This window comes from Butyricimonas sp. Marseille-P3923, assembly GCF_900184685.1.
GTDB classification, from domain to species: Bacteria; Bacteroidota; Bacteroidia; order Bacteroidales; family Marinifilaceae; genus Butyricimonas; species Butyricimonas muris.
In genome coordinates this window covers 2,258,501-2,284,107 of sequence record NZ_FXXL01000007.1, presented here as the reverse complement: position 1 = coordinate 2,284,107, position 25,607 = coordinate 2,258,501, and the positions used below count along the sequence as shown (strand labels likewise).

Sequence of the window (25,607 nt, the reverse complement as noted above, 5' to 3'; positions counted from 1 at the left end):
CCAGTTTCCCTCTATAAACAGAGGGAGAGCTGAATTACTCACCGTTTTTGGGATGAGTCCCCAGCTCCTCCTCTGTTTATAGAGGAGGTGGCAGCGAAGCTGACGGAGGAGTTTTCATTTTCAATTTTCAATTCTCCATTTTCAATTGTTTCGATTTTAGTTCCGGGGAAATAATGTGTCAGTATCTCTTTGTAATTGTATCCTTTGGCACTCATGACAGCAGCACCGATCTGACAAAGACCGACGCCGTGTCCCCAGCCGGCACCTTTGAGGGTGAAACGGGCGGGAGTTCCGGAAGAGTCTTTTTCTGTTTCGATAATAAAGGCAGAGCTGTATAAATGTGACGGCGAGAGGGCTTTTCGAATGATAAGTTCCTTGCCGATAACCATGCTTTTTTTCGAACCGGAGATGCGGAGGCGGATGATACGTCCCGATACGCCTCGTTGCAAGGGTTCGAGGGTGTGTATGATGCCGAAATCAATACCGAGTTTGGTCTTCACGAGGGCGGATAATTCCTCGGTTGTATAAGAAATCTGCCAGCGGAAGAAATCCTGTGTTTCTTGGTCGTAGTCGTTTAATACGTTGGAGAGTATTTGTTTGTCCCGCGTGTTGCAGAAGACATCCGGGGCAGAGGTAATCCATGCTTTGGCATGTTCCTCCCGTGAAAGATCCGGTACAGGGGTGAGGGAGGCACTGTCAATGACATTCGTGAGGTACGGGTGATTGACGGGTTCCCACGTGTTGTCGAAACGCTCGGATACTCCCCCGCAACATTTGGAGAAACGGGCGTCACAAATCTCTTCTCCATAAAGAAGTACTTCCCCCCGGGTAGCCTCTATCGCTTGTTGCACGGCAGGGGTATATGCTTTGCTGATTCCTTGGTAACGTTGGCAATGATCGTCGGCACATACGTCGAAATGGTCATGGTCTTCCCGGTCGAACCAGCGGATATATTGGTTTTCATCTCGAAGACAAGATTGATAATCTGCGGTGAGTCGTTCCTTTTTTACTTTTTGGGCGATCAACCAACTGCGAGAGATAACGGCATGGGCTTTTAATAATTCAAGCGAAGAGGTGGCACTCATCTCGGAAGAAATGACACTCAGTAAATAATCTTCGAGCGGGAGAATATTGACGGCAGTCAGGTATTGTTGTTCGTCTAATATTTGTAATGCACCTTTGAACTTCTGGTTTTCCGTGCGTTCCCAATGAAAATGGATACCGATAACGACATCGAGTAAATCGAAATCGGCTTGCTCGTGCTCATCGGGCGTGAGCGTGAAGCCGGAAGATATGGTTTGCTGTCCCGCGGAAGTTTGTAAGATTAATACCTCCTCGTTTTTTATAACGGAACATTCCCCCGTGTAAGTTTGCTTCTCGTTCCGGTAGATACCGTTTAGACGGAACTTGATGCAGGGGGCGAAGAGGATACCGACAGATAAATTCATGAATTTACGATTTTAGATTTATGATTTTAGATTTATGACACACGTGCTTGCGCTTTTAAGACATTCGTAAATCGTGAATCATAAATCGTAAATTATTAAATTGTTCATCAGTTAAGGTCAGTTGACCGAATAAGTCCCGCAGGAGGGGAGCGTCGAGGCGGTTGAAGTCGGCTTCGCGGGGGGAGATGATTAGTCCGGCGAAGTCCACGCAACCGGGACTGAACAATATGTTATCCGCACCCTCGGCAAAGAATTGCCATGGACGATGTTGACGGCGGGGGAATATGACGATTTGCCATTCCTCGTTCTCGTGCCAAGCGAAAAGATTAATCATGGGTTCCGGCTCATGGGGAGTGACCTTGCCGATCATGTTTAAAATCTCATGGAAATTTAGTTCAAGGAGTTCCTTGTCGGCGGAACGGATGATGATGTTTTTGCGGATATAGTCTTCTATGCTTTCTACGGTTAAGGTTTTGTCGGGAGTGGTAAATAAGATTTCTTTGCTACAATGGGTTATATCCGTTTCCAAAGGCATTTCATAACGAGGCGCCAGTTGGAAGTGAAAATGGTCGGGAGCGGAAGCTCCGCTTCGGGGACCATTGTAAAAAATGGTATATTCCGGATAGGTGCGGGCGATGTTCAGCATATCTCCGAAATGTCCGGCAATGAGTTGCGGGATATGCTGTTTTGCCGGAACCGTGTAATGCCGGGAGAATATGGGATAAGGGTTCACCCGTATATCAAATGTCGGGTTATAATCAAAACTCTGTTGTTCCGGTGGCATATTCTCTTTGCACAAGAAACAGGCTCTCGCTTTAAGAGAGGCCTCGTCTATTTTTGCCGCGGCAGACAGTATCCTGTCCGGGTTGTGTTGTACGCGTATTTGGAAATCTCCAAAGTCTACCGAGCGATAAAGCACCTGTTTTAAACGGTCGTAATTGTTGCTCGCTGTTGCCCAAACGGCTAATTGATTTTCTAAGAATTGGTCAAAAAACATGCTGATTTTAGATTTATGATTTTAGATTCTAGCCACACAAATTCAACTCTTGTTTTGTTCATTTTCAATTTTCAATTCTCCATTTTCAATTGTCTGTCTTGCGAATAATTCTATCGTTCTAATCTTGTCTTTATAGAAATTGTGTTGATTTACCCGTTGAATGTTGAGGTCTGCATCGGAATTACCTTCCCAGCGGCGGCACAGGTATAGCGGTTCGTATATACGCCCGATCCGGTACTCCCGTGAAATGGCCAAAGCGGTAGCGTAATCTTCCCCGTAGCTGACATTCGGGATTTTTATTTCCCGGAGTAAAGGGGTATAGAAAGCTCGCGGAGCTCCTAATCCATTTACGCGTAGGGCGTTGTTGCGTCCGTTGTCGGGAGTCCATTCCTTGTGGTCGATGATTCCCGGGGGAATTTCTTCCAGATTAAAATTGACCATACGGTAACTGCCGATGACCATAGCGCATTGTTGCTCGCGGAAAGTATCGACAATGGTTTGTAATACCTTCTCGTTGATATAGAGGTCGTCACTGTCCAGTTGCACGGCAAAACGTCCGCAAGCCGGATGCATGACGGCGTGCGTCCAACACCCGCCGATACCCAAATCCGTGCGTTCCGAGATGAGGTGAATCACTCGCCGTTCTTTTGAGGCGATGTCGGATATGATGCGGGTGGTGTTGTCCGTGGAATGGTTGTCTATGACAAGGATATTATACTTGAAACCGGTTTGTTGCGTGAGGACGGAGTGAATGGCGTCGGCAATGGTTTTCTCCCGGTTGCGCACGGGGATGATGACCGATGCTTCCGTCTCGAATGATTCGCATGTCAGGTCAATGGCCTTGAATCGCGGGGAAAGATAAGCTCCTACCATCTTCAGGTGAGCCGTGCATACCTGTTCCATTTCTACCTGTACTTCCCGGTTCCGGGGATTCACGTAATCAAATTGCTTCTCCCCGGAACGCCGGGTGTCCTGTTCTATCTCCGTGTACAGGAATTCGGGAATCCTGAAGATTTGCCCTTCCCGGGAGAGGCGCAGGCGCAGGTCGTAAAGTGCCGCGTACCGGTAATTCATGTCCATTTCTCCAACGACTTTTTTGAACGTTTCTGTTTTTACAAGAAGCACGGAACCGAAATCGAAATCGTCACGAAGGCTCCCCGCCTGATATTCTATGGTCGGGTGGGGTGTGGGGTGTCCCTCGCGTTCCGCGTAGTAATCGGAATAGAGCATGACGGCTCCGGTTGCCCGGGCGATTTGAACAAAACGTTCTTCGGCGTATGCCCCAAGCCGGGGAGAGGGGTGTTTCGTGTAAAGAAAGAAATAGGGACTATACACGGAATCAGCTATTTGCTTTAATGTTTCGGTGTTTTCAAAATATTTGCTGCTAACGCAAGAAATCTTTGACATAAAGAATACTATTTAGGTTGAACTCAAAGATATATTCTTTTTGCAGGAAATGAAATATTTTGTTCGATTTTGTATTAAAATTAATATCTTTGCGACGTTACTAAAAAGAAGATGTTGGAATTTCTCTGGAAAAAATATCAATATTTGAAGCATGGATGCTTGTTCTTTTTGTTGTTGTGCATAAGCTGGACGACGACAGGAAAGAATCTTGGTCCGGATTCATTGATATTGATAATCAGTTCTTATAACCCGGAAACCTCGCAGACATCCCGGAATATATCCGAATTTTTGGATGAATACAATGCTTCGAGCGGTAAATCCTCGGTGGCAATAGAGAACATGAACTGTAAGAGTTTTTCCGAGGCTTGCTCTTGGAAATCCCGGATGAAAGATATTTTGGCGAAATACACCGGCAAAAGTTTGCCCAAGACAATCATCTTGTTGGGGCAGGAGGCATGGACATCCTATCTTTCACAGGATTCACTGACCTTTTTTCATATTCCGATTATAGGGGGAATGGTGAGCCGGAATGCCGTGTTGCTGCCGGAGGATGGGACGGATCTCGAGAATTGGGAATCGGAGAGTGTGGATGTTGTCAATGATAGTTTAAAGAATTTCCGTATTTTAGGATTCGCTTACGAGTATGATGTCGAAAAAAATATTGAGTTGATTCTGGATTTCTATCCCGACACGAAGCATATTGCCTTTATTTCCGATAATACTTATGGCGGTGTTTCCTTGCAGGCTCTTGTAAAGAAGAAAATGCGGGAAAAATATCCCGATTTGGAGCTAATTTTATTGGACGGTCGGAAACATACCGTTTATTCGATTACCGAAAGAATCTCAACATTACCCGAGCATACCGCGATTTTATTGGGAACTTGGCGGGTGGACAAGAATGACGGGTATTTCATGCGGAATGCCACGTATTCGATGATGATGACGAATCCGGGTTTGCCGGCTTTTACCGTTACTTCTATCGGTATGGGGTATTGGGCTACCGGGGGATGCGTACCGGAATACAGGACTGTCGGTAAGGATATTGCCCGTTTGGTCATAGGGTTGGAAAATCAGTCCGATTCGGTATTGTCCGAACAGGGGTTACAGATTATTCCCAATCAATATTGTTTCGATTACGAGAAATTGAGGAAGGGTAACTTTTTGAATAAAGAGGTGGCAAAGGGTGCCCTCTTCTACAACAAGAAGTTATCTTATTTCGAGGAATACAAGTATCAAATCATAGGGGTTGCGCTGGCATTTATCCTGTTATTGCTGGGATTCGTGTTGGCGATGTATTTTTACCTTCGCACGAAGCGGTTTAAGGATGCTTTGGTTGAAGCGCAGAAGGATAATACCCTTATTCTGAATAACGTGAACACGGGAATTAAATTTATTAATCCCGATTTTACGATCAAGTGGCATAATGGGGTTGATTTTACGGCTCTTATGGAATGTGTATCCAATTCGAAAGGGGAGGTTTGCTATAAAGCGTTACGGAATTTGGATCAGCCTTGCCCGTACTGTCCGGCTGTTACGGCGATGAGAACGGGTAAGGTGGCGGACACGATTGTGAAACAGGGAAATTATTACATTTATATTCTGGCGAATCCGGTATTTGACGAGGAGAAGAATTTACTGGGAGTGGTGATGCGTCTGGAAGATATGACCAAGCAGAAACAGATAGAAATCGAATTACGTCAGGCGAAAGAGAGGGCGGAGGAATCGGATCGGTTGAAATCAGCGTTCTTGGCTAACATGAGCCACGAGATTCGTACCCCGTTGAATGCTATCGTCGGTTTCTCCGGTGTGCTGGTGGCGGATGACTATGATGTCGCTACCCGTCGTGAATTTGTAGAAATTATACAGAAAAATTCGGATCTCTTGCTTCGGTTGATTAATGATATTCTGGATATATCCCGGTTGGAAACAGGGCGTTTGAAATTCTCGTTCGAGGAAACAGAACTTGTTTCGTTGTGCCAGAGCGTGTTGGCAACGACGAGTTATGGTAAAAAAGATGGTGTCGAATACGTGTTCAAGGCTCCGTGTGAACAATATATGTTGCGGACAGACGTTCAGCGTTTGCAGCAGATATTGATAAACTTATTATCCAACGCCAATAAATTCACGCCGCGAGGAAGTATCACTTTAGCTTTCGAGGTCGACGAGAAAGAAGATTGTATTTATTTCAGCGTGACGGATACCGGTTGCGGTATCCCGGAAGAGAAGCAAAAGAAGGTATTCGAGCGTTTTGAGAAATTGGATGAATACGTGCAGGGTACAGGGCTCGGATTGGCAATTTGTAAATTGACAATCACCATGATGGGCGGTGATATCTGGATTGACAAGAACTACACGGAGGGAGCCCGTTTTGTCGTGCGGCATCCCTTGAATGTGAAATTGGTTTCGGAAGAATAAGTCTTTAACTATCTCTGAATAGGGGTGAAACTCTACTGTCATGCGGCTTTCTTATGACTATTGGGTGACTATTGGGCGGCATCGCCTACATATCGCCTACTGTTCGCCTACTGTTCGCCCACGTTTTAGCAAAGAATATGCTTTTTTAACACCCGCTTATGATTTGCCCCGTTTATGATTTGTCCGGCAGGTTGGAAGATCGTTTTATCTTTCGCTCAAGGTATACCCTAGTATAACGGTTGGTATACAACAAGTGAGGAGTGGAGGGTGAGTGGGCTAAATAGTGAAAAAGTGTTTTGTTTTTGTAGAAATGTTTGTATATTTGTAATGCGTAACATACTCAACGGCGGGGAAACCTGCCACAATGTGACAGGCATTTTTTGTGCCTGTTATCTCCATACGGCGGTTCCGTACCCCCGTGATGGAGTGTTAATGCATCCACAGCCGTTGAGGTGTTACGCAACGGGACAGGCGGAACCGTCTTTTTTTTCTGCCAATAAAAAAGAAAGCTAATGGGGAAAGCAAATGATCGGCGTACCCGTGTGAAAGGTCTTTCGGGATACAAGACAAATGTTCGGAAACTTGCGATTAAGGAAATTATTGCTAACTTTGTTTCAAAGGTCTGAGATAAAGGGTTATTTTCGAACATGTAATATACAGGGGTCTTATGCAATCGCGGAAGTCGGATATGGAGCTTATTCATGCGATTCGTGAAGGTAGCGCGGCTGCTTTTCATGAGTTGTATTCCCGTTATTCCAAAATGGTGTATCGTCATATTCTTGTTCGGGTAAATTCTTCTTTTGACGCGGATGATATTTTTCAAGAGTTTTTCGTCAAGTTTTGGGAGAAAAGGAGTTCTCTGGAAGTAACTTCTTCCGTGCAGGGGTATTTGATGGTTTCGTTGAAGAATCATATTCTAAACACGATAAAATTGGAACAAATCCGGGATAAACATCACGAGTTGGCGCAGGGTGAGAAGGAGGAAGCGGATGATTACACGTGGGTGAAAATTGTGGCGGAAGATTTGAATGACAAGTTAAAAGAGGTCGTCGAGGGATTGCCGCCTCGGTTGAAGTGTGTGTATATACTTAGTCGGGAACAAAATTTGTCAGTGAAAGAGATCGCTGGTAAACTTTCCGTGTCGGAGCAAACCGTTAAAAATCAATTGACAGAGGTGCTTCGGCGATTGCGAAATGAAATGATGCAGAATAATTTTTTATTTTAGAATAGTACTACCTGTCGCTCCGATTTGTCATATAATAAAGGACAAGAATTTATGAGCGTAAACGAAATATATGATTTGTTGAAAAAATACCGGGAGAATGAATGTACCCCGGAGGAGAAAGAACGTATTATTCGGTGGTATCAGCAGTTTGAGCAGGAAGCCGAGCTATTGCCTGAAATTCCGCAGAGAAAGTTGGATCAATTGTGGAGTTCTATTGAAGACCGGGTAAACGGCAAGAAAGAACGACGCATCGGGTGGATATACCGCTGTGCCGTTGCCGCGGTTATTTTATGCTTGGTCGCGGGGGGCATTGCTTACTACAATCAAGGAGCGAAGAAAAATGGAGTGGAATTGGTTCAACAGGAGATACTTCCGGCAAAGGGAGTTGTCGTTTTGCAATTGAGTGACGGGCGTCAAGTCCCGTTGACGGAGGCGGTGACGATTAGGGATCGGGAGGGGATGATTATCAAGAATGATTCGACGAAAGTGCTGGATTATACTTTGGCGGGGGACGGTGCGGTACAGCCGGTGTATAATACAATCACGGTTCCGGCGGGGGGAGAGTATCGGGTACTTTTGTCTGACGGTTCGAGTGTCCGGTTAAATTCGTGTTCGTCGTTGACATACCCGGTACCGTTTCACGGTGACGCACGGGAAGTGAAATTAAAGGGAGAGGCTTTTTTTGATGTCGTGAAAGGTGTGAAGCCGTTTATTGTCAAGACCTCGAGTATGGATGTGCGTGTGTTGGGAACTTCGTTCAACGTGTCGGACTACGAGGATGACTATCAAGCCCAAACGACTTTGCTGGAAGGGCGTGTAGCTGTAAAAGAATATGAAATTACGCCGGGAATGATGCTTGCCTATTCCAAGCGGGACGGGCAGGTACGGACGGAGGAAGTGGATACCGATCTTTACGTGTCATGGATGAAGGGAAAATTCCGGTTTGAGGATATGCGTCTGGAAGATATTATGACCAAATTGAATCGTTGGTATGATTGTGAAGTTGAATACGCGGACGCCTCTTTGCGCGGATTACGTTTTAGCGGTGCCGCGGAGAAAGACCGACCGGCGAGTTATTTATTAGGGATGATCGAAACCGTCACGGACGTGAAGTTCAAGGTTTCGGGCAAGAAGATTTTAGTTATGAATAAATGAAAAACAGGGAGTTCTCACCCTCCCCGTTTAAATAATCAATAAACAGCATTCGCGAAGCGTGTCGACCAAACTCTTTTCGTGAATGAGTTATAAACTATAATAACAAAGGTATGAAAAAAAAATGGATGTGTAAAATTTTGAGGTACATGCGGAATCTATTTTTATTATTATTGATTTCAGCCTCTAGTGTATGGGCTAGGGTAGGATACTCGCAGGGAAAACAGGAAACTTTTAACGTGAAGAGCGGTACGATAGAATCGATCTTCAAGCAGATCAAGAAACAGAGTCAGTACGAGTTTTTCTACAACACGTCGATTCTGGACGTGAAGAAAGACGTTGCTTTGACATCGACGAGCGGCACGTTGGAAGAGATTTTGGAACAGGTGTTGGGTGATAAATACGTCTATACGGTCAGGGATAATTATATCCTGATCTCGGAGAGAAAGACGGTATTACCGGACGAAGTAAAGAAAATCACGATAAAGGGTGTCGTGAAGGATAAAAAGGGTGAAACGCTACCGGGCGTGTCCGTTCTGTTGAAGGGTACGGCTATCGGGGTGGCAACAGATGTAAAGGGTGAGTTTACGTTGACCATTCCCGAGCAGGATACGATCGTCTTGCGGTTTTCTTTCATCGGGATGAAGATGAAAGACGTGGTTTACAAGAAGCAGGACAAACCGCTCACGGTGGTGTTGGAGGAGAGTTCGACGGAGATGGACGAGGTGGTCGTTACCGGTTATCAGGAGATTAAGAAAGAGCGGATGACGGGATCGGTAGAGGTGGTTACCTCGAAAGATATCGCCAATAAAGGGTACACCAGCGTGGAGGACGTGTTGAAGGGACAAATGGCGGGAGTCGCGGTAATGAATCTTTCCGGACGACCGGGAGCCCAAGCCCGTATACGGATTCGGGGTATCAATTCGCTGACCGGCGATACGAATCCTATCTGGATCGTGGACGGGATGCCGCTCACGGGAAATGTTCCCGAGGTGAGCATGGGTGGTACGGAGTTCGAGGAAACGGTGCTGACGAGCGGTATCGGTAATATCCCGCCGGATGATATCGAGAGTATCACCGTGTTGAAGGATGCTGCCGCCACTGCCATTTACGGTTCCCGTGCGGCGAACGGGGTTATCGTGGTGACGACGAAGCGGGGAACTGCCGGGCGGTCGTATATTAATATACAAGCCTCTTACGGTTTGAGCGAAGCCCCGGATAATCGCCTGAAGATGATGAACACGAGGGAGAAAATCGCTTTCGAGCGGGGTATATATGAAGATTTCCCGGGATTGAATATCGGGGGACGGGTATATCAGTTGTTGAAGAACGTGGATAACGGTTTGATTTCAAAATCGGATGCCGAGGCGGAAATTGAGAGGTTGAGTAAAATCAACACGAATTGGTTCGATAAGATTTTCCGGGTGGCGCAGACGCAGAATTACAGTATCTCGCTTTCCGGAGGTAACGAAACGACACAGTATTACGGTAGTCTTTCTTACCTGTCACAAGAGGGTGTGATGCCGAACAACAAGTACGAGAGCATGGGTGCTTCGATGAAATTGACTCATGATTTTAATAAATTCCTGAGGGTTCATTTCGATGTGCGAAGTAGTTTGCGTAATGACCGTAGTTCCGCCTCTCCCGTGAACCCGCTGGATTACGCGACTTATGCCAATCCTTACGAGCGTGTGTATGACGAGAACGGGGAGTACGAGTACGACCGTAGTTCTTATTCCACTTTGAGCGCCATAAAGGACGGGTACAAGTATGATTTCAATATCTTGAAGGATATGAACGAGAACACGACGAAATCAAGATATTTGAGCAATCAGGTCAGCTTGAAACTCGAGTTCAAGATTCTGGAAGGATTGATGCTTTCTTCCATGGGGACATTCTCGAGTTCGAACAATCACTCGAAGAAGGAATTGGTTCCCGGCTCGTATGCCTCGAAAGCCTCTTCATGGCTCGCGGGATTGTACTCGGAGGGGGAGGTGCCGGACGAGATGAATAACGGTATGATTCGGGAATCGACTTCCCGTTCTCAGCAATGGACGATTCGCAATCAGTTGGAATTTGCACGCGGATTCTCCGGTGAGGAGCATTATATCAATGCTTATTTCGGGCAGGAGGTTTCTTCTTCAAAAGGATACGGTTTCACGAGCATGATCCCGGAATGGAGTGATGTCTACGGGGTGGCTACTTATCCTGATTTGACAGGATGGACGTTGAAATCGGCTTTTAAAAATTCGTTATCGAGTCTGGGATCTCATTCCGAAACGCAGGATAGAAGTGTATCTTTGTTTATGACGGGATCTTACAGTTATAAAGATCGCTACGTGTTTCAAGGAAGTGCCCGTTTGGACGGGGTGGATATTATCGGGACGAAGAATCGTTTCTCTCCGCTTTGGAATGTGAGTGGTAAGTGGAACCTGCATAACGAGGCTTTCATGAGTCGATTCGGTTTTATCAATCAGTTGGCTTTCCGGGTTTCTTACGGTTTTGTCGGAAGTATCGACCGCAACGCTTTGCCTTTCTCTGTTTTGCGTAAGGTAGATAATTTCTCGTATAACGGAGAGAAGATTATGGATCGTTACGATCCTTCCAATCCGTCGATCAAGTGGCAACGTCAGGAGAACCGGAATATCGGGTTCGACGCGTCGTTGTTTAATAACAGGATAAATCTGGTCGTGAATTATTATAATAATGATACGCGAAATCTGTTGGACGATAAGAAGATAGCGGCATCCACGGGACGTCTTTCCGTGGCGGCGAACGTGGCATCGGTGAATAATAGGGGATGGGAGATTAGCTTGAGAACCCTGAACGTGCGGACGAATGATTTTAGTTGGGTTACTTCCGTGAACTTTACAAAGAATAAAGATAAGGTCACGGATACCTACTATCAAGAGTTGAGCGAGATTTCCGCCAGCACAAATTCTACTTTTGAATCTTTGTATAGTTTGTATATTCAAGGACAACCCGTGAAGGCGTATTATGGCTATAAATACGCGGGCGTAGACCCGTACACGGGAAATACGTTAGCTTACGTGGATGGGTTTGATGATGACGGTAACCGATTGGGTACATTGAACGCGGAAGGGAAGTACGTGTATAATATGGATAATGATTTGACTACGCAATTAGCTAACGCTTCCCGGGGGTATTTGGGACGGAGTGATCCGCCTGTTACCGGAGGTTTTACGACTCAATTCAATTACAAGAGGTTTAGTCTTTTCGCCCAATTCACTTACATGACGGGGCATCTGGCCCGCTCGTTCCAGTATTACTCCGGCGGGACGGCTTATGCCGCGGCGAAGAATGTGCTGAAGATTGAAGCGAACCGCTGGAGAAAGTTGGGAGATCAAACCGATATTCCCAAGTACGGCACGAGTAGGACGGAGTATTTATACCAGTTATTTGATTTCCGCTTCGAGAAGGGAGATTATTTGAAATGCAACAATATTTCTTTCGGGTATAATTTGGAACCGGAGTTATGCGCTAAATTGCGGATCACCCGGGCTCGCCTTAACTTTAATATGTCTAATGTTTTCACGTTGACGAAATTCAGGGGAATAGACCCGGAGACGAAAGGTGCTTTTACTTACCCGAGTGCTCGCTCGTATACTGTTTCGTTGTCAATAGGTATTTAATTTGAAGGTTATGAAAAGAAATATATTTTTATTGTTTGTCATGGTGTTTTTCTGCGGGGCGTGTGCTGACTTTTTGGATATGCCTCCTAAAAATACGAAAGTAGTTTATACTATCAGTGATGTCCGGGATGCTATGTCCACGTTGTTGTTTGCGACAACATCCTCGAGTTATTGCAAGGGATACGTGAGTAATGGTGTACGGTTTAATGATGAATACGTGCAGTACCCGTTCACGAGGCGTAATAATGTATCGTCCATTTTATACACGAACGATTTGGATATGGTTAATTTCCTTTTTGACGATTTTGCCAATCCTGCCCGCGGTGGTCAGAATTTTGTAAAGGAATACGGGGAGATTAAGAACTGGGAAGGATATTTATTTCCAAGTGAGCTATGGAAGGAGGTCTTTGTTTCTATCGGGTACATTAATATGGTGTTGAAAGATTTGGAGAATGTGCCGGATTATAATAAAACGGATGGCGAGAGGATATCGGGAGAAGCGAGGGTGATCAGAGCTTATTATTTACTTCGGTTGAATCAGTTGTTTGCTCCATATGACAAAAACGAGTACGGTATCCCCTTTAATTTTGATGCCGATGTGGTTCAAGGCGGGAAAAGATGGAAACAGACGGATTTGTACGCGAAGCTAATCGGGGAGCTCATGGATGTTCTCGCATATGAAACAGTGCCTGACGAAGCTTGGAATATATTTTTTAATAAAAGGATAATATACGCTATTCTCGCTCAAACATATCAATTTAAAGCAGAGTCTTGTGCGGCGGAAGATGATGATTGGAGTAAGGCGGAATATTACGCGAAGGAGGCTAGAAAAAATGAACGTGTAGAAAATACGGTAGACGAACAATTCGAGTTGACGACGGTTCCTTTCGGGAAAGGTACGACGAAACCGCATAAGTTCGCTTTATTGCGTTTCGCGATATACGCTTACGGGGGGAATGATTACGCTCCATGGGGAAGACCGGAACAGTTGTTGGTACAATGTCCTTCCGAGGAATTGTACGGCTTGTATGATGCGAATGATATCCGTCGCGAAGTTTATTTCAAGGAGATTGATGGTAAAATATACGTGACGAGGTGGCAGGCGACGGATGATCATAGCGCTAACGATGTGCATGTTTTATTCCGTTATTCCGATTTGATGTTGATTGAAGCGGAAGCTCTTGCCCGTCAAGGGAAAGATGGGGCGCTGGAATTACTGAACGAGTTCAAGCGTAGCAAAATTCCGGGATACACGGGGTATACAGGTAATGACGTGATCGGTGAGATTCTGAAAGAACGTCGTAAGGAGTTCGCTTACGAGGAGCAGATGAATTGGCTGGATATGAAACGGACAGGGGTAAAAGTTACGCGTCAGGCAAAAGACGAGGCGACGAATGAAGTGAAAACGTACACTTTGGAAAGTGACGATTACAGGTACACGTTCCCACTACCTGCCGATTACGAGTTGATGTACAATAATATACCCCAGAATCCGGGTTGGAAGTAATAAATGTAAATGAGAATATTATGAGATATATAATCGTTTTTTTAATCACGATGTTGTTTTTGACCTCGTGTGAAAAAGAAGAGAGTGTGATTTTTGATTTGAATATTTCACCGGATGAAATTTCAAGAATCGAGTTGCGCGGAGATCATAAGACGTTAGTGCCTAATGGAGTCAATAAGATGGGTTTCCGTACTTTCGTGTATGCCAAGAGAAAGGTGATGGCGTATGGTCGGGATGAAGACACGAAAGAATTTTACGGGAAAGAGATCGAGGAAGAGTTTTTGGTTCCTTCGGATCAGTTGCCGGCGGACTACGTGAAAGTGTATGACGGGAATGGTAAGGTGGTGGAAGGTAATTATTATTCCACGACGACGGATGTCCCGGGGACGGTGTTGCAATTTTACGCGAAAGGGGGAAATCTTGAAAGTAATCGGTTGGATATCACGATTCGGGAGTTGCCGGACGAGAGTTACGAGGAGATCGTGATTCCGGTTGTTTTCCATATACTCGTGCCTCCTGCCACGGCTGCTCCCGGTTATGATTTGAGCGTGGAATTTTTGGAAGGGCAACTTCAGCGGGTGTCCGATGCTTTTAACCGGAAGATCACGACAGACCCGAATGCCGGAAACGCGAAGGTCGTGTTTAAATTGGCGACCTATGATTACAACGGGTTGAAAATGCAGGAGCCCGGAAAGAATATCGTGGATATTTCGGCAGCCGATTTCACGGCAATGGGAACTTCCTCCACGAAGACTACCCAGTATTTGGCCTATATTTTGAATAAGAAGAAAACGCTTATCTGGGACCCGAATAAGTATATGAATATCTGGGTTGCGAGATTCACGACTTCGACTTCAACGACGGGTGCTTCGACATCGTACAGGATGTTGGCTCCTTCGGTGATACATTCCGACTATGATTTGGAATCTATCCCGGGATTGACCATGAAACATATGGATCGTTTCACGGTAAATGATGTAACGGATTGTCGTGATGTCGGATTTATGGTGAATTTGGCGGCTTTGTTGTCCCCGTCAACAGTGCAAGGGAAGAATGAATTTAGTCTGGCAACTCCGGTGGCGGAGTATTTCGGGATACTTCAAACGAGGTGTGACAAGTATAGTTATTTGAACCCGGATGGGGATAGCGACTATTGTCCGGATACTTATAGTTTTGACTATGGTTATTATCCCACTGTTTATAAAGGAAATAATCTGGATGGTCAACCGGAGAATGATCCGACTCGTCCCATGGAGTATTTCACGTCCTTTAATGTGCTGGATATGTATAGTTACAAGAATTCTCTCTCTGTCGATCAAGTGAGAAGGTTGAGAATGGTACTGGAGCGATGTCCTTCCCGTTGGGCTTACAAGTCCGATTGGGCATTTACCGGGGGAGATTGATGTATTTTTAGGAGGTATTGATAGTTGAGATTTGAACTCTCTCCGTCGGCTTAGCTGACGGAGAGAGTTTTTAGGAATAATTTGTTGCCGGAATAGTACTTTCGGGTGTTTACAACTGTCTTTTATTTGATGTGATTACCGTGTATTAAAACAGATGTATGATGAGAAGAATATCTTTTATTGTTTTTTGTTTGAGTTTATTGTTCGGGTGTGTAGAACAACAGAAGTTTATCGTTTTTGGAGAGGTTGATGGAATGGAGGGGGATACACTTTTTCTTACGGCTCGAAATATTGAAGGTCGATGGGATACGTTAGGAGTGGCGGTTGTCGAGTCTGGGATATTTAGATTTGAAGGGAGTGTCCCGCGGCCTTTAATTGCACAAGTACAAGGGAAATCAAGACGTCAGGTGTTGCCTTTGTTTTTGGAGAATCAATCTTTTCATATTTATTTGAATAAGGGGCAATTCGAGCAATCGGAAGTGAACGGGGGCGGGCTTCAGAAGAGTTATAATGAATTTATGATGCAAAAGGCGGATATATATAAAGAGATGCCCGAGTTGGAAAAGGCTTTTGCAGAGGCACGAAAAGCGGGGGAGCGGGAGACTTGTCGTCGGTTGATAGAAAGAAATGATGCGTTGGATTCTATTTACAGGGAAAGTGAATTCCGTTTTTTGAAGGAACAAGGGAATAGCTTACCCGGGTTGTATGTCGTGTTCAAACAGAACCCGAGAATGAGATTCGAGCGATTGAAGCCGATGTATGATTTATTGAGTGACGAGATGAAGGATACTCCTTACGGGAAGATTATCACTCAGCGTTATTTGGAGGCGAAAATAACAGCGAAGGGGGAAATAGCTCCCGATTTTACATTACTGACACCGGAAGGGGATTCGTTATCTCTTTATTCGGTGAAAGCGAAGGTGAAAATACTGGATTTCTGGGCATCGTGGTGTGGACCTTGCCGTGCGGAGAATCCTAACATGGTGGCAATATATCACGAGTTCAAGGATCGGGGATTGGAAATTATCAGCGTGTCATTGGATTCAAACCGGGAGGCTTGGTTGAAAGCGATCAAGGAAGACGGCTTGACGTGGAGGCACGTGTCGGACTTGAAAGGTTGGCAATCGTCTGCCGCACAGTTGTATAAGATTAGTGCGGTACCTTCTGTTTTCGTGTTGGATGCTACCAATAGGATCGTGGGGAGTTACGTGAGAGGGGAAAATATAAGGACTTGTGTACAAGGTTTATTATGAGGTGTTTGAGGGAGGGAATGTAAAACGTACCTTCAAAAGAACAATTTATGCCTAAAAACGTTCCTTTGAAGGTACAGTTTTAATGTGATAACGGTGTTATCGAGTATAAAAATCTATTTGTTTCTTAATCGCACGAGTGCAAACCGGACAGAAGTCGTTGCCGGATAGGGTGTTCATCAGACAGTCGGGAACGGGGCGGTAGACTCCTTTTTCAACGTAACCGCCGCCTTCATAGACACCGAGTTTTTTCAGGTTTTGGCGATCGATAGGAGTCGGGACCGGGGTATCCTTGTCGAGCATGTCTTTCCATTTCTTGTTGAAATTGACAAGGGTGGTTAAGTTGGGTTCCCAAGGTTCGACGCCTTTGGGGTACATGTCGTTGTAAGAACTGCCGATTTCGACATATTCGTCGCCCAGACCGGCAAAAAGATGTCCGAACTCGTGGACGTAAACTTTGGCGGCGTGCAGGTTGCCGTTAATGCTGATGCCGTAGTGGTTGTAAATAGCGCCTCCGCCGTATTTCTGAGTATTGGCGATGATATAAATAAAGTCGTAAGGCACATTGGCGGCAAGGTCCCGTAGGCTTTTGTGGTCGTAAGTCATGATATACCGTTCGGAATCGAAGGTATAGAATGACGAATTCAATATCGTGTTTTTCCAGATGTATTCACCGGGGATGTCAACACCGGATTCCTGTGAAGGAGCGAGTACGGCACGGACATTAAAGCGGTTACGATTCTCTTTATAAGGGGAGAAACTGAATAACCCTTCCACGAAGCGTTGGCAATCTGCTTTGAATTGCTCCATTTCTTCCGCTGTGTATCCTTCGGGAAGAAGTACGATGTCTACTTTATGGGCGGGGTTACCGGTGTAGAGAACGTCGAACGTGGGGTATTGTAAGCGACGGTCTTTTTTGATAAAATAGCTGTCAACATCCACGGCGTATTCGAATTTCTTCACGAGTTTGCCTTTCTTGTTCCGGCTGCATATCTCGATGCGAACGTCATTTTTCGGGAAGGGCATCACGACGGTTTCCAAGCAGCAACGGCGTGTTGTCTTCGCCTCGTCAGTGGTTTGCCATTCGCCGAAAAGGGTACAGTACCCGCGGGAATAAATGAGTTGGTTGGTGGCTACGTCGTACACGTTCACGTAGTAATTCCCGTAGAACATGGTGTCAATTAAATTAACCTTAGAACCACCCCAGTAGGGTTCTTCGAGAAGTTCCTCGAAATAAATTTCTTCATTCTGACTGTCGCCACAATGGGCATAATCCATGCGTAATGTTTTGTTGTGGAAATACTTGTCGAATTGAGCCCACGAGGAGTTCGCTTGTAAGAGCAATACCATGCAGGCGATAAGAGTTATTCCTTGTTTCATAGACTTGTTATTTTATGGTGATTGTTTTACTGCTTTATTCCTTGTAATATACCCGTTTCACGCGGTGGGAAATACCCGTGAGAATTTCATAAGGGATGGTACCCAGTTGTTCCGCCAGTTCGGTAACGGGGATGTGTTTCCCGAATATTTCCACTTCATCACCGATGGTGGCATCCGTGTCGGTGACGTCAATCATGCAGGTATCCATGCAGATATTCCCGATGATGGGTACCCGTTTCCCTTTCACGAAGACGTGTCCGACACGATTGCTCAAGTGGCGGTTCAGACCGTCGGCGTATCCCACGGTAATGACCGCGATACGGGAGGGACGGGTGGTAAAACTTTTACGACCGTACCCGATGGATTGTCCTTCTGCTACTTCCCGGATAGAGGAGATGTATGTCTTGAAACTGCTCACGGGTTGGAGGGGGGCATTGGTGGCACTGATGCCGTGTAGTCCTATGCCGAGGCGCACCATGTCAAAATGATATTGCGGAAAACGTTCGATTCCCGCGGAGTTCAAGATATGGCGCCATATCTTGTAATCGAATCGGGCTTGTATACGTTCCGTCATGCGCTCGAATAATTGGATTTGCCCCAGCGTGAATTCATCGTGTGCCGTTTCGTCACTTCCGGCGAGGTGCGAGAAGATTGACCGGATATAGACGGAGCGTTCCGAGCGGAAGAAGTCCAACAACCGGGGTAAATCTCTCTCGTCAAAACCAGAGCGGTTCATGCCCGTGTTCAGTTTGATATGCACGGGAAAACGTTTGATGCCGTGTTTTGCCAGTGAACGATTGAAGTCTTCAAGAATATCCAAGGCATATATTTCCGGTTCGAGGTTGAACATGACCATATTATCGAACGCCTCCCGTTCGGGATTCATCACGGCGATAGGAATGGTGATTCCCGCGGCACGTAATTCAATGCCCTCGTCCGCGAATGCCACCATGAGATAGTCCACCCGATGGTATTGCAAGAGAGAGGCAATTTCCCGGGAGCCGCTTCCGTACGAGAACGCTTTCACCATGACGGCGATGTGTGCGTCGGTCAGGGAACGGAAATGATTCAGGTTGTGAACCATGGCGTCCAAATCGACTTCCAGTATCGTACCGTGGGATTGTTTTTGCAGGAATCCGGCGATAAATTCGAATTGGAATACCCGTGCCCCTTTTATCAGAATGACTTGCTCTTTGAAATTCTCCCGTTCTTCTTGGCGCAGGAAATGTTCCGTGTCCTCGTAAAAGCGGGAATTGGGGGCGAAGTCATGGCGGTGGTCACTTAAATGTTTACCGATACCGATAAATAGCGAAACATTGGCTTGTCGTAGCGTTTCGGCAATGGAAGGATATAAATCGTCGGCTTCTTTGCCGGAATCCATGAAATCGGAAAGGATGACTACCCGTTCTCTCGAGGCGTCTTGTGTAGCCAGAATGTTTAAGGCTAACTGAAACGAAGAAGGGTCCGAGTTATAGTAGTCGTTCACGAGCGTGCAATTGTTGATGCCTTCCTTGATTTCAAGGCGCATGGCTATTGCCGAGAGTTGTGCTACCCGGGAAGCGATGACTTCGGGAGCGTATTTTTTCAGCAGTAAGACGCAGACCGCGTTCATGCAGTTCTCGAGTGAAGCGATGTCGGCGAACGGGATGTCAAGAATGAACGACTGTTGCCCGTGTGTAACTTTCACTTTCCGGTGGTCGAGAGCCATATTCACGGTTTGCACTTGTACGTCGGCTTCTATTTCTTCGCTCCACGTGAAGAGTGAAGTGGTGGAAGGTACTTGTGTGCGGATGAATTGCATGGCATCTCCCGCTTGTCCGATTATCCAGCGGCACGTGGCGAACAAGCGGGCTTTTTCCGCCAGTTTCTCTTCCCGGGAAGAGAAATTCTCGTCGTGGGCATCACCCAGATGCGTGAATATCCCGATATCCGGACGAATCATATGTTGGAGTCGTTGCATTTCTCCCTTTTGGGATATACCTGCCTCGATAATGGCGATGTCTGCTTTCGTGTCGATTCCTAGCAAAGAGAGCGGTACGCCGACTTGCGAGTTGTAACTCCGGGGGCTGCGATACACGGTGTGGTCGTTAGCCAATAATTGATACAACCACTCTTTCACGACCGTTTTGCCGTTGCTTCCCGTGATACCGATTACTTCCGCCCGTGATTGTTTGCGATGATAGGCGGCCAGTTGTTGTAGGGCTGTTAGGACATCTTTGACTAGGATGAAATTCGCTTCCGGAAGATGGTCGAATTCCGCCCGGTATTCACTGATGACGAAAGCCCTTATTCCGTCAGAGTAAAGTGTTTGTATATAGTCGTGACCGTTGTGGTTATTCCCTTTTAATGCAAAGAACAGCGTGTGTTCCGGGGTGATGATAGAACGGCTGTCAATGCTGTATTCCGTGATTTCGACCGGAATACCTTGTCGTAATTCTCCCTGTATGATGTCGGCAATCTCTTTCATAATTGAAAATTGAAAATACGCCAACAAAGCTACTTATTTTAGATTTTAGATTTCAGATTTTATAGGGGAAAATTTATAGCGTGCGTGTAGGCGCATGAATGGGCTTCAATTAGAGTAATGGGGCGAAAAGACGGGCGAGGGATTCGCGGATTTTATCTCTTTTCGGACGGAATTTCCATTGATGGAGGCTGACTTCGTGGCTTCCTTTCAAGTCGTTGAGGAAGTCGGACCCGAGTTGGCGGCTGACATTGCGGTCGTAGAGGATGAGGTTGACCTCGAAGTTTTGCTCGAAGCTGCGGATGTCCATGTTGGCGGTACCGACGGAAGACACGAGCCCGTCCATGACGATTACTTTGCTATGGTTGAATCCTTTGCGATACTGGAATACCCGGACCCCGGCTTCCAACAGTTCTTCGATATAGGAACGGGTGCACCAGTAGGTCAGTAGGGAATCCGATTTATACGGTATCATGATACGGACATCTACTCCACTCATGGCGGCAGTTTTCAGCGAGTTGATGGTAGTTTCCCCCGGCATGAAATAAGGCGTGGAGATAAAAACGTATTTTTTCGCCATGTTGATAAGCGTGAAGTAAGCCTGTTGGATGGAAGTCCAGTCGCTGTCGGGTCCGGAAGCCACGGTTTGAATCACCACGTTGCCGTCCGCCTTTTTGTTCGGGAGGTATTCCGCCTTGTTCAGTAGAAGTTCCTGCCGCACGAAATACCAGTCGAAAAGGAACACGACTTGAAGTGAGGTAACGACTTCTCCCTTGACTTTCAGGTGGGTGTCGCGCCAGATACCGATGCCGGGCAACCCGTGTCGGTAACGGTCCGCGAAGTTCAGACCGCCGATGAATCCGGTGTCACCGTCAATGACGATGATTTTGCGGTGATTGCGGTAGTTGACCTTGTTGGTGAACAAGGGAAAACGCACGGGGAGGAACGGGTAAATCTGTATGCCCGCTTCCCGCATTTCACGGATATAGCTTTTGGGTAATTGCCATGAACCCACGTCGTCGAAAATCACTCTGACCTCGACGCCTTCTTTCGCTTTTTGGATTAAGAGGCTCTTCAATTTGTCGCCGAGCTCTCCTTTCTCGATGATATAATATTCAAGGTGGATGTATTTTTTAGCTTTGGCTATGGCTTTGAAAATAGAACCGAAAGTTTCTTCCCCGTTGTTCAGAATCTCTGCCGTGTTGTTGCGGGAGAGAAGTGCTTTGCTGTTATTGAGGAGCAAGGTCATCAAGGGCTTCACGGCTTCCATGTCGGCCTTTTTTAGTAGTTCGGCTTTCTGGATGCGTTGTTTCTGGTCTTCGCTCATGTACTGCAACCACTTGAAGTCGCCTAATCCTTTCCGGGAGAACATCTTGACCTTGCGATAGTTCATGCCGAAATAGATATAGAAAAGTAATCCGAGTCCGGGCGCAAGCACGAGCACGAGTATCCACGCCAAGGTGCGTACCGGATTCCTGTTTTCCAGTATAATCGTGTAAATTATCGCCAGTATCGCGAATGCGTATAGCACGATGCCCAAATTAATCACTATGTTTGCCCAATTTCCCAAATTATTTTCAATTTTAAATATTCAATTTTCAATTAAACCGTATCTTTGTTTGCATGAACACAATATTTAATTTACAGCAATACGCATTAACAGCATTAAAAGATACATACAACGAACGCGAAATAAAATACTTGTGCTCGTATCTTTTGTGTAAAATATTGCATTGTACAAATATAGAAATACATCTTAATAAACACGAATTATTGGAAAAAAGGTTTGTAGATAATTTTGTGGCGATGGTGGAGGAGTTGAAAACGAACAAACCGGTGCAGTACGTGTTGGGTGAAACCGAGTTTCTGGGTGTTGATATCCGGTTGAATAACGAAACATTGATTCCGCGTCCGGAAACGGAGGAGTTGGTGATGTGGGTTGCTGAAAGCGGTTTGCCCGAGGGATCGCGAGTACTCGACGTGGGCACGGGAAGCGGGTGTATTATTATAACTTTGGGTAAAATGCTGCGGGGTTTGGAATTGCATGGAGTGGATATTTCTGCGGAAGCAATTCGTCAGGCGGGAGAGAATGCCCGGGCAAACGGGGTAGAGGTGCATTTCTATGAAAGGGATATTTTGCGGCATGAAATGTGGGATTGGTCGGATTTTGACGCCATCGTGAGCAATCCCCCTTACGTGCGGGTTTCGGAGAAAACTTTGATGCACGAGCGGGTGTTGGGATATGAGCCGCATCGGGCGCTTTTCGTGGCGGATGAGGACCCGTTGCTATTTTATCGGGTGATAGCGGAATTCGGGTGTTCGCGTTTGAAAGCGGGGGGACTCCTGTTTTTCGAGATTAATGAGGCTTTCGGCAAAGAGATGGTTGATTTACTCTCGGGTATGGGATACCGTGAAGTGGAGTTGCGGAAAGATATTCATGACAAGGACAGGATGGTGAAAGCGAGATGGACGAAGTGATTCAATGATTTACGATTTCTTGATTTTAGATTTTAAATTTGATTAAGTGGATGCGAAGAAGGCTTTAAATATAGTGGCGGGGCAATGCAGTAAGAAAGAATATTGCAGTGCCGACGTGTTGGCTAAATTGCGGCGTTGGGAGTTACCGGAGAAAGATATCGCGGAGATTATGGCATTTCTGGTGAAGAATAGATTTTTGGATGATGCCCGTTTTGCCGAGGCCTATGCCCGGGATAAGTTTCGTTTTAATCGCTGGGGGAAATTGAAGATAGCGCAAATGCTGCGCCGGAAACAGGTTGCGGATAGTGTAATAGGGCAAGCGCTTGCCGCGTTACCGGAGGAAGATACGGATGCCACTTGTATGGAGTTGTTGCGTCAGAAGAACAAGAGTATAAAGGACGAGGACCCTTATAAGCGAAAAGCTAAACTCATTCGTTTTGCCCTGAGCCGGGGCTTCGAGTACGAAACGGTGAGCCGGTGTTTATCCCATCTCGCTCACTTTCTCTAGGGCGTCCAAGTTTGTGATTTTGATTTGCTTGCCGGAGAGTTCCACGATACCTTCCGAGGCAAAGTTGGATAGCGTGCGGATGGCATTGGAGGTGGTCATGTTCGACAAGTTGGCGATATCTTCCCGCGAGAGGCAGATTTTCAACGTGCTGTTGTCATCCTCGAACCCGTAAGTATCTTTCAGCACGAGCAGAGCTTCTGCCAGACGTCCGCGGATGTGCTTTTGGGTGAGGGTTACCGTGCGACGGTTGGAGAATCCCAAGTCCGTGGCAAGTGCCCGGATAACGTTCATGGCAACATCCGAGTTGCTGCGCACGATACCGAATACCAGTTCGGTTTTCATGATACAGACGATAGAATCTTCAAGGGCTTCAGCCGAGGCGATATGGTTTTCCTCGGCGAAGAAAGCCCGATAGCCGATGAAACCCACGGGCTTTGCCATGCGAACGATTTGTTCCCTGCCGGCAATTCCTTTTTTCATAATCTTGGCTTTCCCGGTGATAAGACAAAGTAACCCGAAAGGTTTATTGCCTTCCTCGTATATCAGGTCGCCTTTCCGGTACATTTTGCAAATGGTGGTCTGGCGAATGATACTTTTGCTGCTTTCGTCAAGATTGGCAAAAAGTGAGTTGGGACTGTCAATGCAAATGTTGCAATATTTTTTATGTAGTTCTTTGTCTTTAATCGTTCTCATGGCTTGTTCTTTGTCGGTCGTTTACAATTTAGCGGTGAGTGGCATCCGACGCCCGCTTCCGAAGGATTTCTTGCTTACCTTGAGAATCGGGGGACACTGCGCCCGCTTGTATTCGTTGCGATTTACCAGCGTAAGAGTCTTCTCCACGAGTGCGGGTGCGAATCCTTGTTTGATGATATCTTGCTTGGATTGATTGTCTTCGATGTATAACTTTAGAATTGCGTCCAGAATATCGTACTCGGGGAGCGAGTCTTGGTCTTTTTGCTCGGGACGGAGTTCCGCCGAGGGGGCTTTCGTGATGGTGTTTTCGGGTATGAGTTCCCGTTCCCGGTTGATATACCGGGATAGTTTGTACACGTCGGTTTTATACACGTCGCCTAACACGGAAAGAGAACCGCACATGTCCCCGTATAGGGTGCCGTAGCCGACAGCAGCCTCGCTTTTATTTGAGGTGTTGAGCAAAATATGCCCGAATTTATTGGAGATTGCCATCACGAGTGTTCCCCGGATACGGGCTTGCAGGTTTTCTTCCGCCACGTTGAACGGTGCGTCTTTAAAGACGGGTTGCAAGGTGGAAAGGAACGTGTCGTATATCTCTTTTATCGCGAGAGTTTCATGTGCTATTCCCAGATTCCTTGCCAAATCGACGGCATCCTTCACGGAATGGTCGGTCGAGAAGCGGGAAGGCATCAGTATGCCTAACACGTTTTCTTTCCCGAGTGCCTCGACGGCTAATGCGGCAACGAGTGCGGAATCAATTCCGCCGGAAAGACCTAAGACGGCTTTGCTGAACCCGTTCTTTCGGAAGAAATCCTTGATGCCCGCCACGAGAGCGTCGTGAATCAGCGCGATAGAATCCCGTGCAGCCTCTTTTACCGGGGCGAGGTTTTCCAAAGCGTTGGTGTCGATGAGTATGAAATCTTCATCAAAGGCGGTTCCTTTGGCTACAAGTACTCCTTTCTTGTTGAAAACAAGAGTGTTTCCGTCGAATATGATAGAGCTGTTGGCTCCCGTGTGATTTAACGCTATCACGGGACATTTGTGTTCCCGGGCGATGGAAGAGAATACTTCTTTGCGATAAGCGTAACTTTCCGTGGTGAACGGTGTGGGGCCCACGTGAATGATTAGCGTGTCGGTCTTTTCGATAACGTTTGATTCATATTCATCGAAAAGGACACGGATGTTTTGATTCATGTACCGCAAGGGAGAATTCGATTCGTCCGCGATAAAATAGCGGCTCTCGTCAAAAATATCGTAGTCGCTTAGCACGGTTTTGTTGACTCCGCCCCGCACTTCACGGTCATACATGAAGAACATGGCGTTGTAAAGAACCCCGTCTTCCAAGTCGAGATTGGGGCAACCCACGAGAGCGGCGATATTTGTACATTGTCCGGCAATTTTTTCGATACTGATGCGACATTCATTCACGAAATATTCTTTCTCGAACAGGTCTTGCGGGTATGCACCGCATATCGCGTGTTCGGGAAACACGACCAGGTCTGCTTTTTTTGATTTTGCTTTTTGTATGGCGGCAATGATAAGGTCCCTGTTTTTGGAGATGTCGCCGATATGATAGTTTATTTGAGGTATTGCTATTTTCATTGTATCCTGCACGTTATATCCCTTG

At 46.3% G+C, this 25,607-nt stretch carries 17 protein-coding genes; 9 read left to right on the top strand and 8 right to left on the bottom strand.

Going from position 1 to position 25,607, the window contains the following annotated elements:
• Positions 1-38 precede the first annotated feature (38 nt).
• The 3 genes from CS948_RS20835 to CS948_RS20825 are packed head-to-tail and all read right to left on the bottom strand — an operon-like array spanning position 39 to position 3,852.
• A complete protein-coding gene (locus tag CS948_RS20835; protein WP_099294244.1) occupies positions 39-1,448 on the bottom strand; it encodes a SpoIID/LytB domain-containing protein in 1,410 nt (469 codons plus the stop codon).
• A 55-nt stretch (positions 1,449-1,503) separates the two neighbouring features.
• Positions 1,504-2,445 (bottom strand): DUF4922 domain-containing protein, encoded by a 942-nt coding sequence (locus CS948_RS20830; RefSeq protein WP_099294243.1) that lies wholly within the window; start codon positions 2,443-2,445, stop codon positions 1,504-1,506.
• 42 nt (positions 2,446-2,487) lie between these two features.
• Positions 2,488-3,852: a glycosyltransferase family A protein gene (locus tag CS948_RS20825; protein ID WP_099294242.1), complete on the bottom strand. Its 1,365-nt coding sequence runs from the start codon at positions 3,850-3,852 to the stop codon at positions 2,488-2,490.
• A gap of 111 nt (positions 3,853-3,963) precedes the next feature.
• Here CS948_RS20825 and CS948_RS20820 point away from each other — a divergent pair, with 111 nt between their 5' ends.
• The 7 genes from CS948_RS20820 to CS948_RS20790 all read left to right on the top strand — a co-directional run bounded on the left by CS948_RS20820 (position 3,964) and on the right by CS948_RS20790 (position 16,460).
• Positions 3,964-6,267, top strand: a complete 2,304-nt coding sequence (locus CS948_RS20820) for a HAMP domain-containing sensor histidine kinase (protein ID WP_099294241.1) — start codon at positions 3,964-3,966, stop codon at positions 6,265-6,267.
• A gap of 667 nt (positions 6,268-6,934) precedes the next feature.
• Positions 6,935-7,492, top strand: a complete 558-nt coding sequence (locus tag CS948_RS20815) for an RNA polymerase sigma factor (RefSeq protein WP_099294239.1) — start codon at positions 6,935-6,937, stop codon at positions 7,490-7,492.
• Positions 7,493-7,543: 51 nt separating this feature from the next.
• A complete protein-coding gene (locus CS948_RS20810) occupies positions 7,544-8,647 on the top strand; it encodes a FecR family protein (RefSeq protein ID WP_099294237.1) in 1,104 nt (367 codons plus the stop codon).
• A 146-nt stretch (positions 8,648-8,793) separates the two neighbouring features.
• Positions 8,794-12,297, top strand: coding sequence for a SusC/RagA family TonB-linked outer membrane protein (locus CS948_RS20805; RefSeq protein ID WP_176555157.1), 3,504 nt, complete (start codon positions 8,794-8,796; stop codon positions 12,295-12,297).
• A 10-nt stretch (positions 12,298-12,307) separates the two neighbouring features.
• A complete protein-coding gene (locus tag CS948_RS20800) occupies positions 12,308-13,804 on the top strand; it encodes a RagB/SusD family nutrient uptake outer membrane protein (RefSeq protein ID WP_099294233.1) in 1,497 nt (498 codons plus the stop codon).
• Between the two features lie 20 nt (positions 13,805-13,824).
• Positions 13,825-15,207, top strand: coding sequence for a hypothetical protein (locus CS948_RS20795; RefSeq protein ID WP_099294231.1), 1,383 nt, complete (start codon positions 13,825-13,827; stop codon positions 15,205-15,207).
• 158 nt (positions 15,208-15,365) lie between these two features.
• The gene (locus tag CS948_RS20790; RefSeq protein WP_099294229.1) at positions 15,366-16,460 is read left to right on the top strand and encodes a TlpA disulfide reductase family protein; all 1,095 of its coding nucleotides are present in this window, start codon (positions 15,366-15,368) and stop codon (positions 16,458-16,460) included.
• Between the two features lie 96 nt (positions 16,461-16,556).
• On the opposite strand, the gene CS948_RS20785 is transcribed toward CS948_RS20790, so the two are convergent.
• From CS948_RS20785 to cls, 3 genes are all read right to left on the bottom strand, one after another.
• The gene (locus CS948_RS20785) at positions 16,557-17,837 is read right to left on the bottom strand and encodes a M64 family metallopeptidase (protein ID WP_255302101.1); all 1,281 of its coding nucleotides are present in this window, start codon (positions 17,835-17,837) and stop codon (positions 16,557-16,559) included.
• Between the two features lie 34 nt (positions 17,838-17,871).
• Positions 17,872-20,304 carry a bifunctional UDP-N-acetylmuramoyl-tripeptide:D-alanyl-D-alanine ligase/alanine racemase gene (locus CS948_RS20780; protein ID WP_099294772.1) on the bottom strand — a complete coding sequence of 811 codons (2,433 nt, stop codon included), beginning with the start codon at positions 20,302-20,304 and terminating at the stop codon, positions 17,872-17,874.
• 109 nt (positions 20,305-20,413) lie between these two features.
• The gene (gene cls, locus CS948_RS20775) at positions 20,414-21,871 is read right to left on the bottom strand and encodes a cardiolipin synthase (protein ID WP_255302100.1); all 1,458 of its coding nucleotides are present in this window, start codon (positions 21,869-21,871) and stop codon (positions 20,414-20,416) included.
• 53 nt (positions 21,872-21,924) lie between these two features.
• Between cls and prmC the strand changes: the two genes are divergently transcribed.
• Together prmC and CS948_RS20765 are read left to right on the top strand one after the other, a co-directional pair.
• Positions 21,925-22,779 (top strand): peptide chain release factor N(5)-glutamine methyltransferase, encoded by an 855-nt coding sequence (prmC, locus tag CS948_RS20770; RefSeq protein ID WP_099294225.1) that lies wholly within the window; start codon positions 21,925-21,927, stop codon positions 22,777-22,779.
• Between the two features lie 46 nt (positions 22,780-22,825).
• Positions 22,826-23,287 (top strand): regulatory protein RecX, encoded by a 462-nt coding sequence (locus CS948_RS20765; RefSeq protein ID WP_099294223.1) that lies wholly within the window; start codon positions 22,826-22,828, stop codon positions 23,285-23,287.
• Here CS948_RS20765 and CS948_RS20760 read toward each other — a convergent pair.
• Together CS948_RS20760 and CS948_RS20755 are read right to left on the bottom strand one after the other, a co-directional pair.
• Positions 23,261-23,980, bottom strand: coding sequence for a Crp/Fnr family transcriptional regulator (locus CS948_RS20760; protein ID WP_099294221.1), 720 nt, complete (start codon positions 23,978-23,980; stop codon positions 23,261-23,263). The genes CS948_RS20765 and CS948_RS20760 overlap by 27 nt on opposite strands.
• 21 nt (positions 23,981-24,001) lie before the next feature.
• A complete protein-coding gene (locus CS948_RS20755; protein WP_099294219.1) occupies positions 24,002-25,582 on the bottom strand; it encodes an NAD+ synthase in 1,581 nt (526 codons plus the stop codon).
• Between the last annotated feature and the right edge of the window lie 25 nt (positions 25,583-25,607).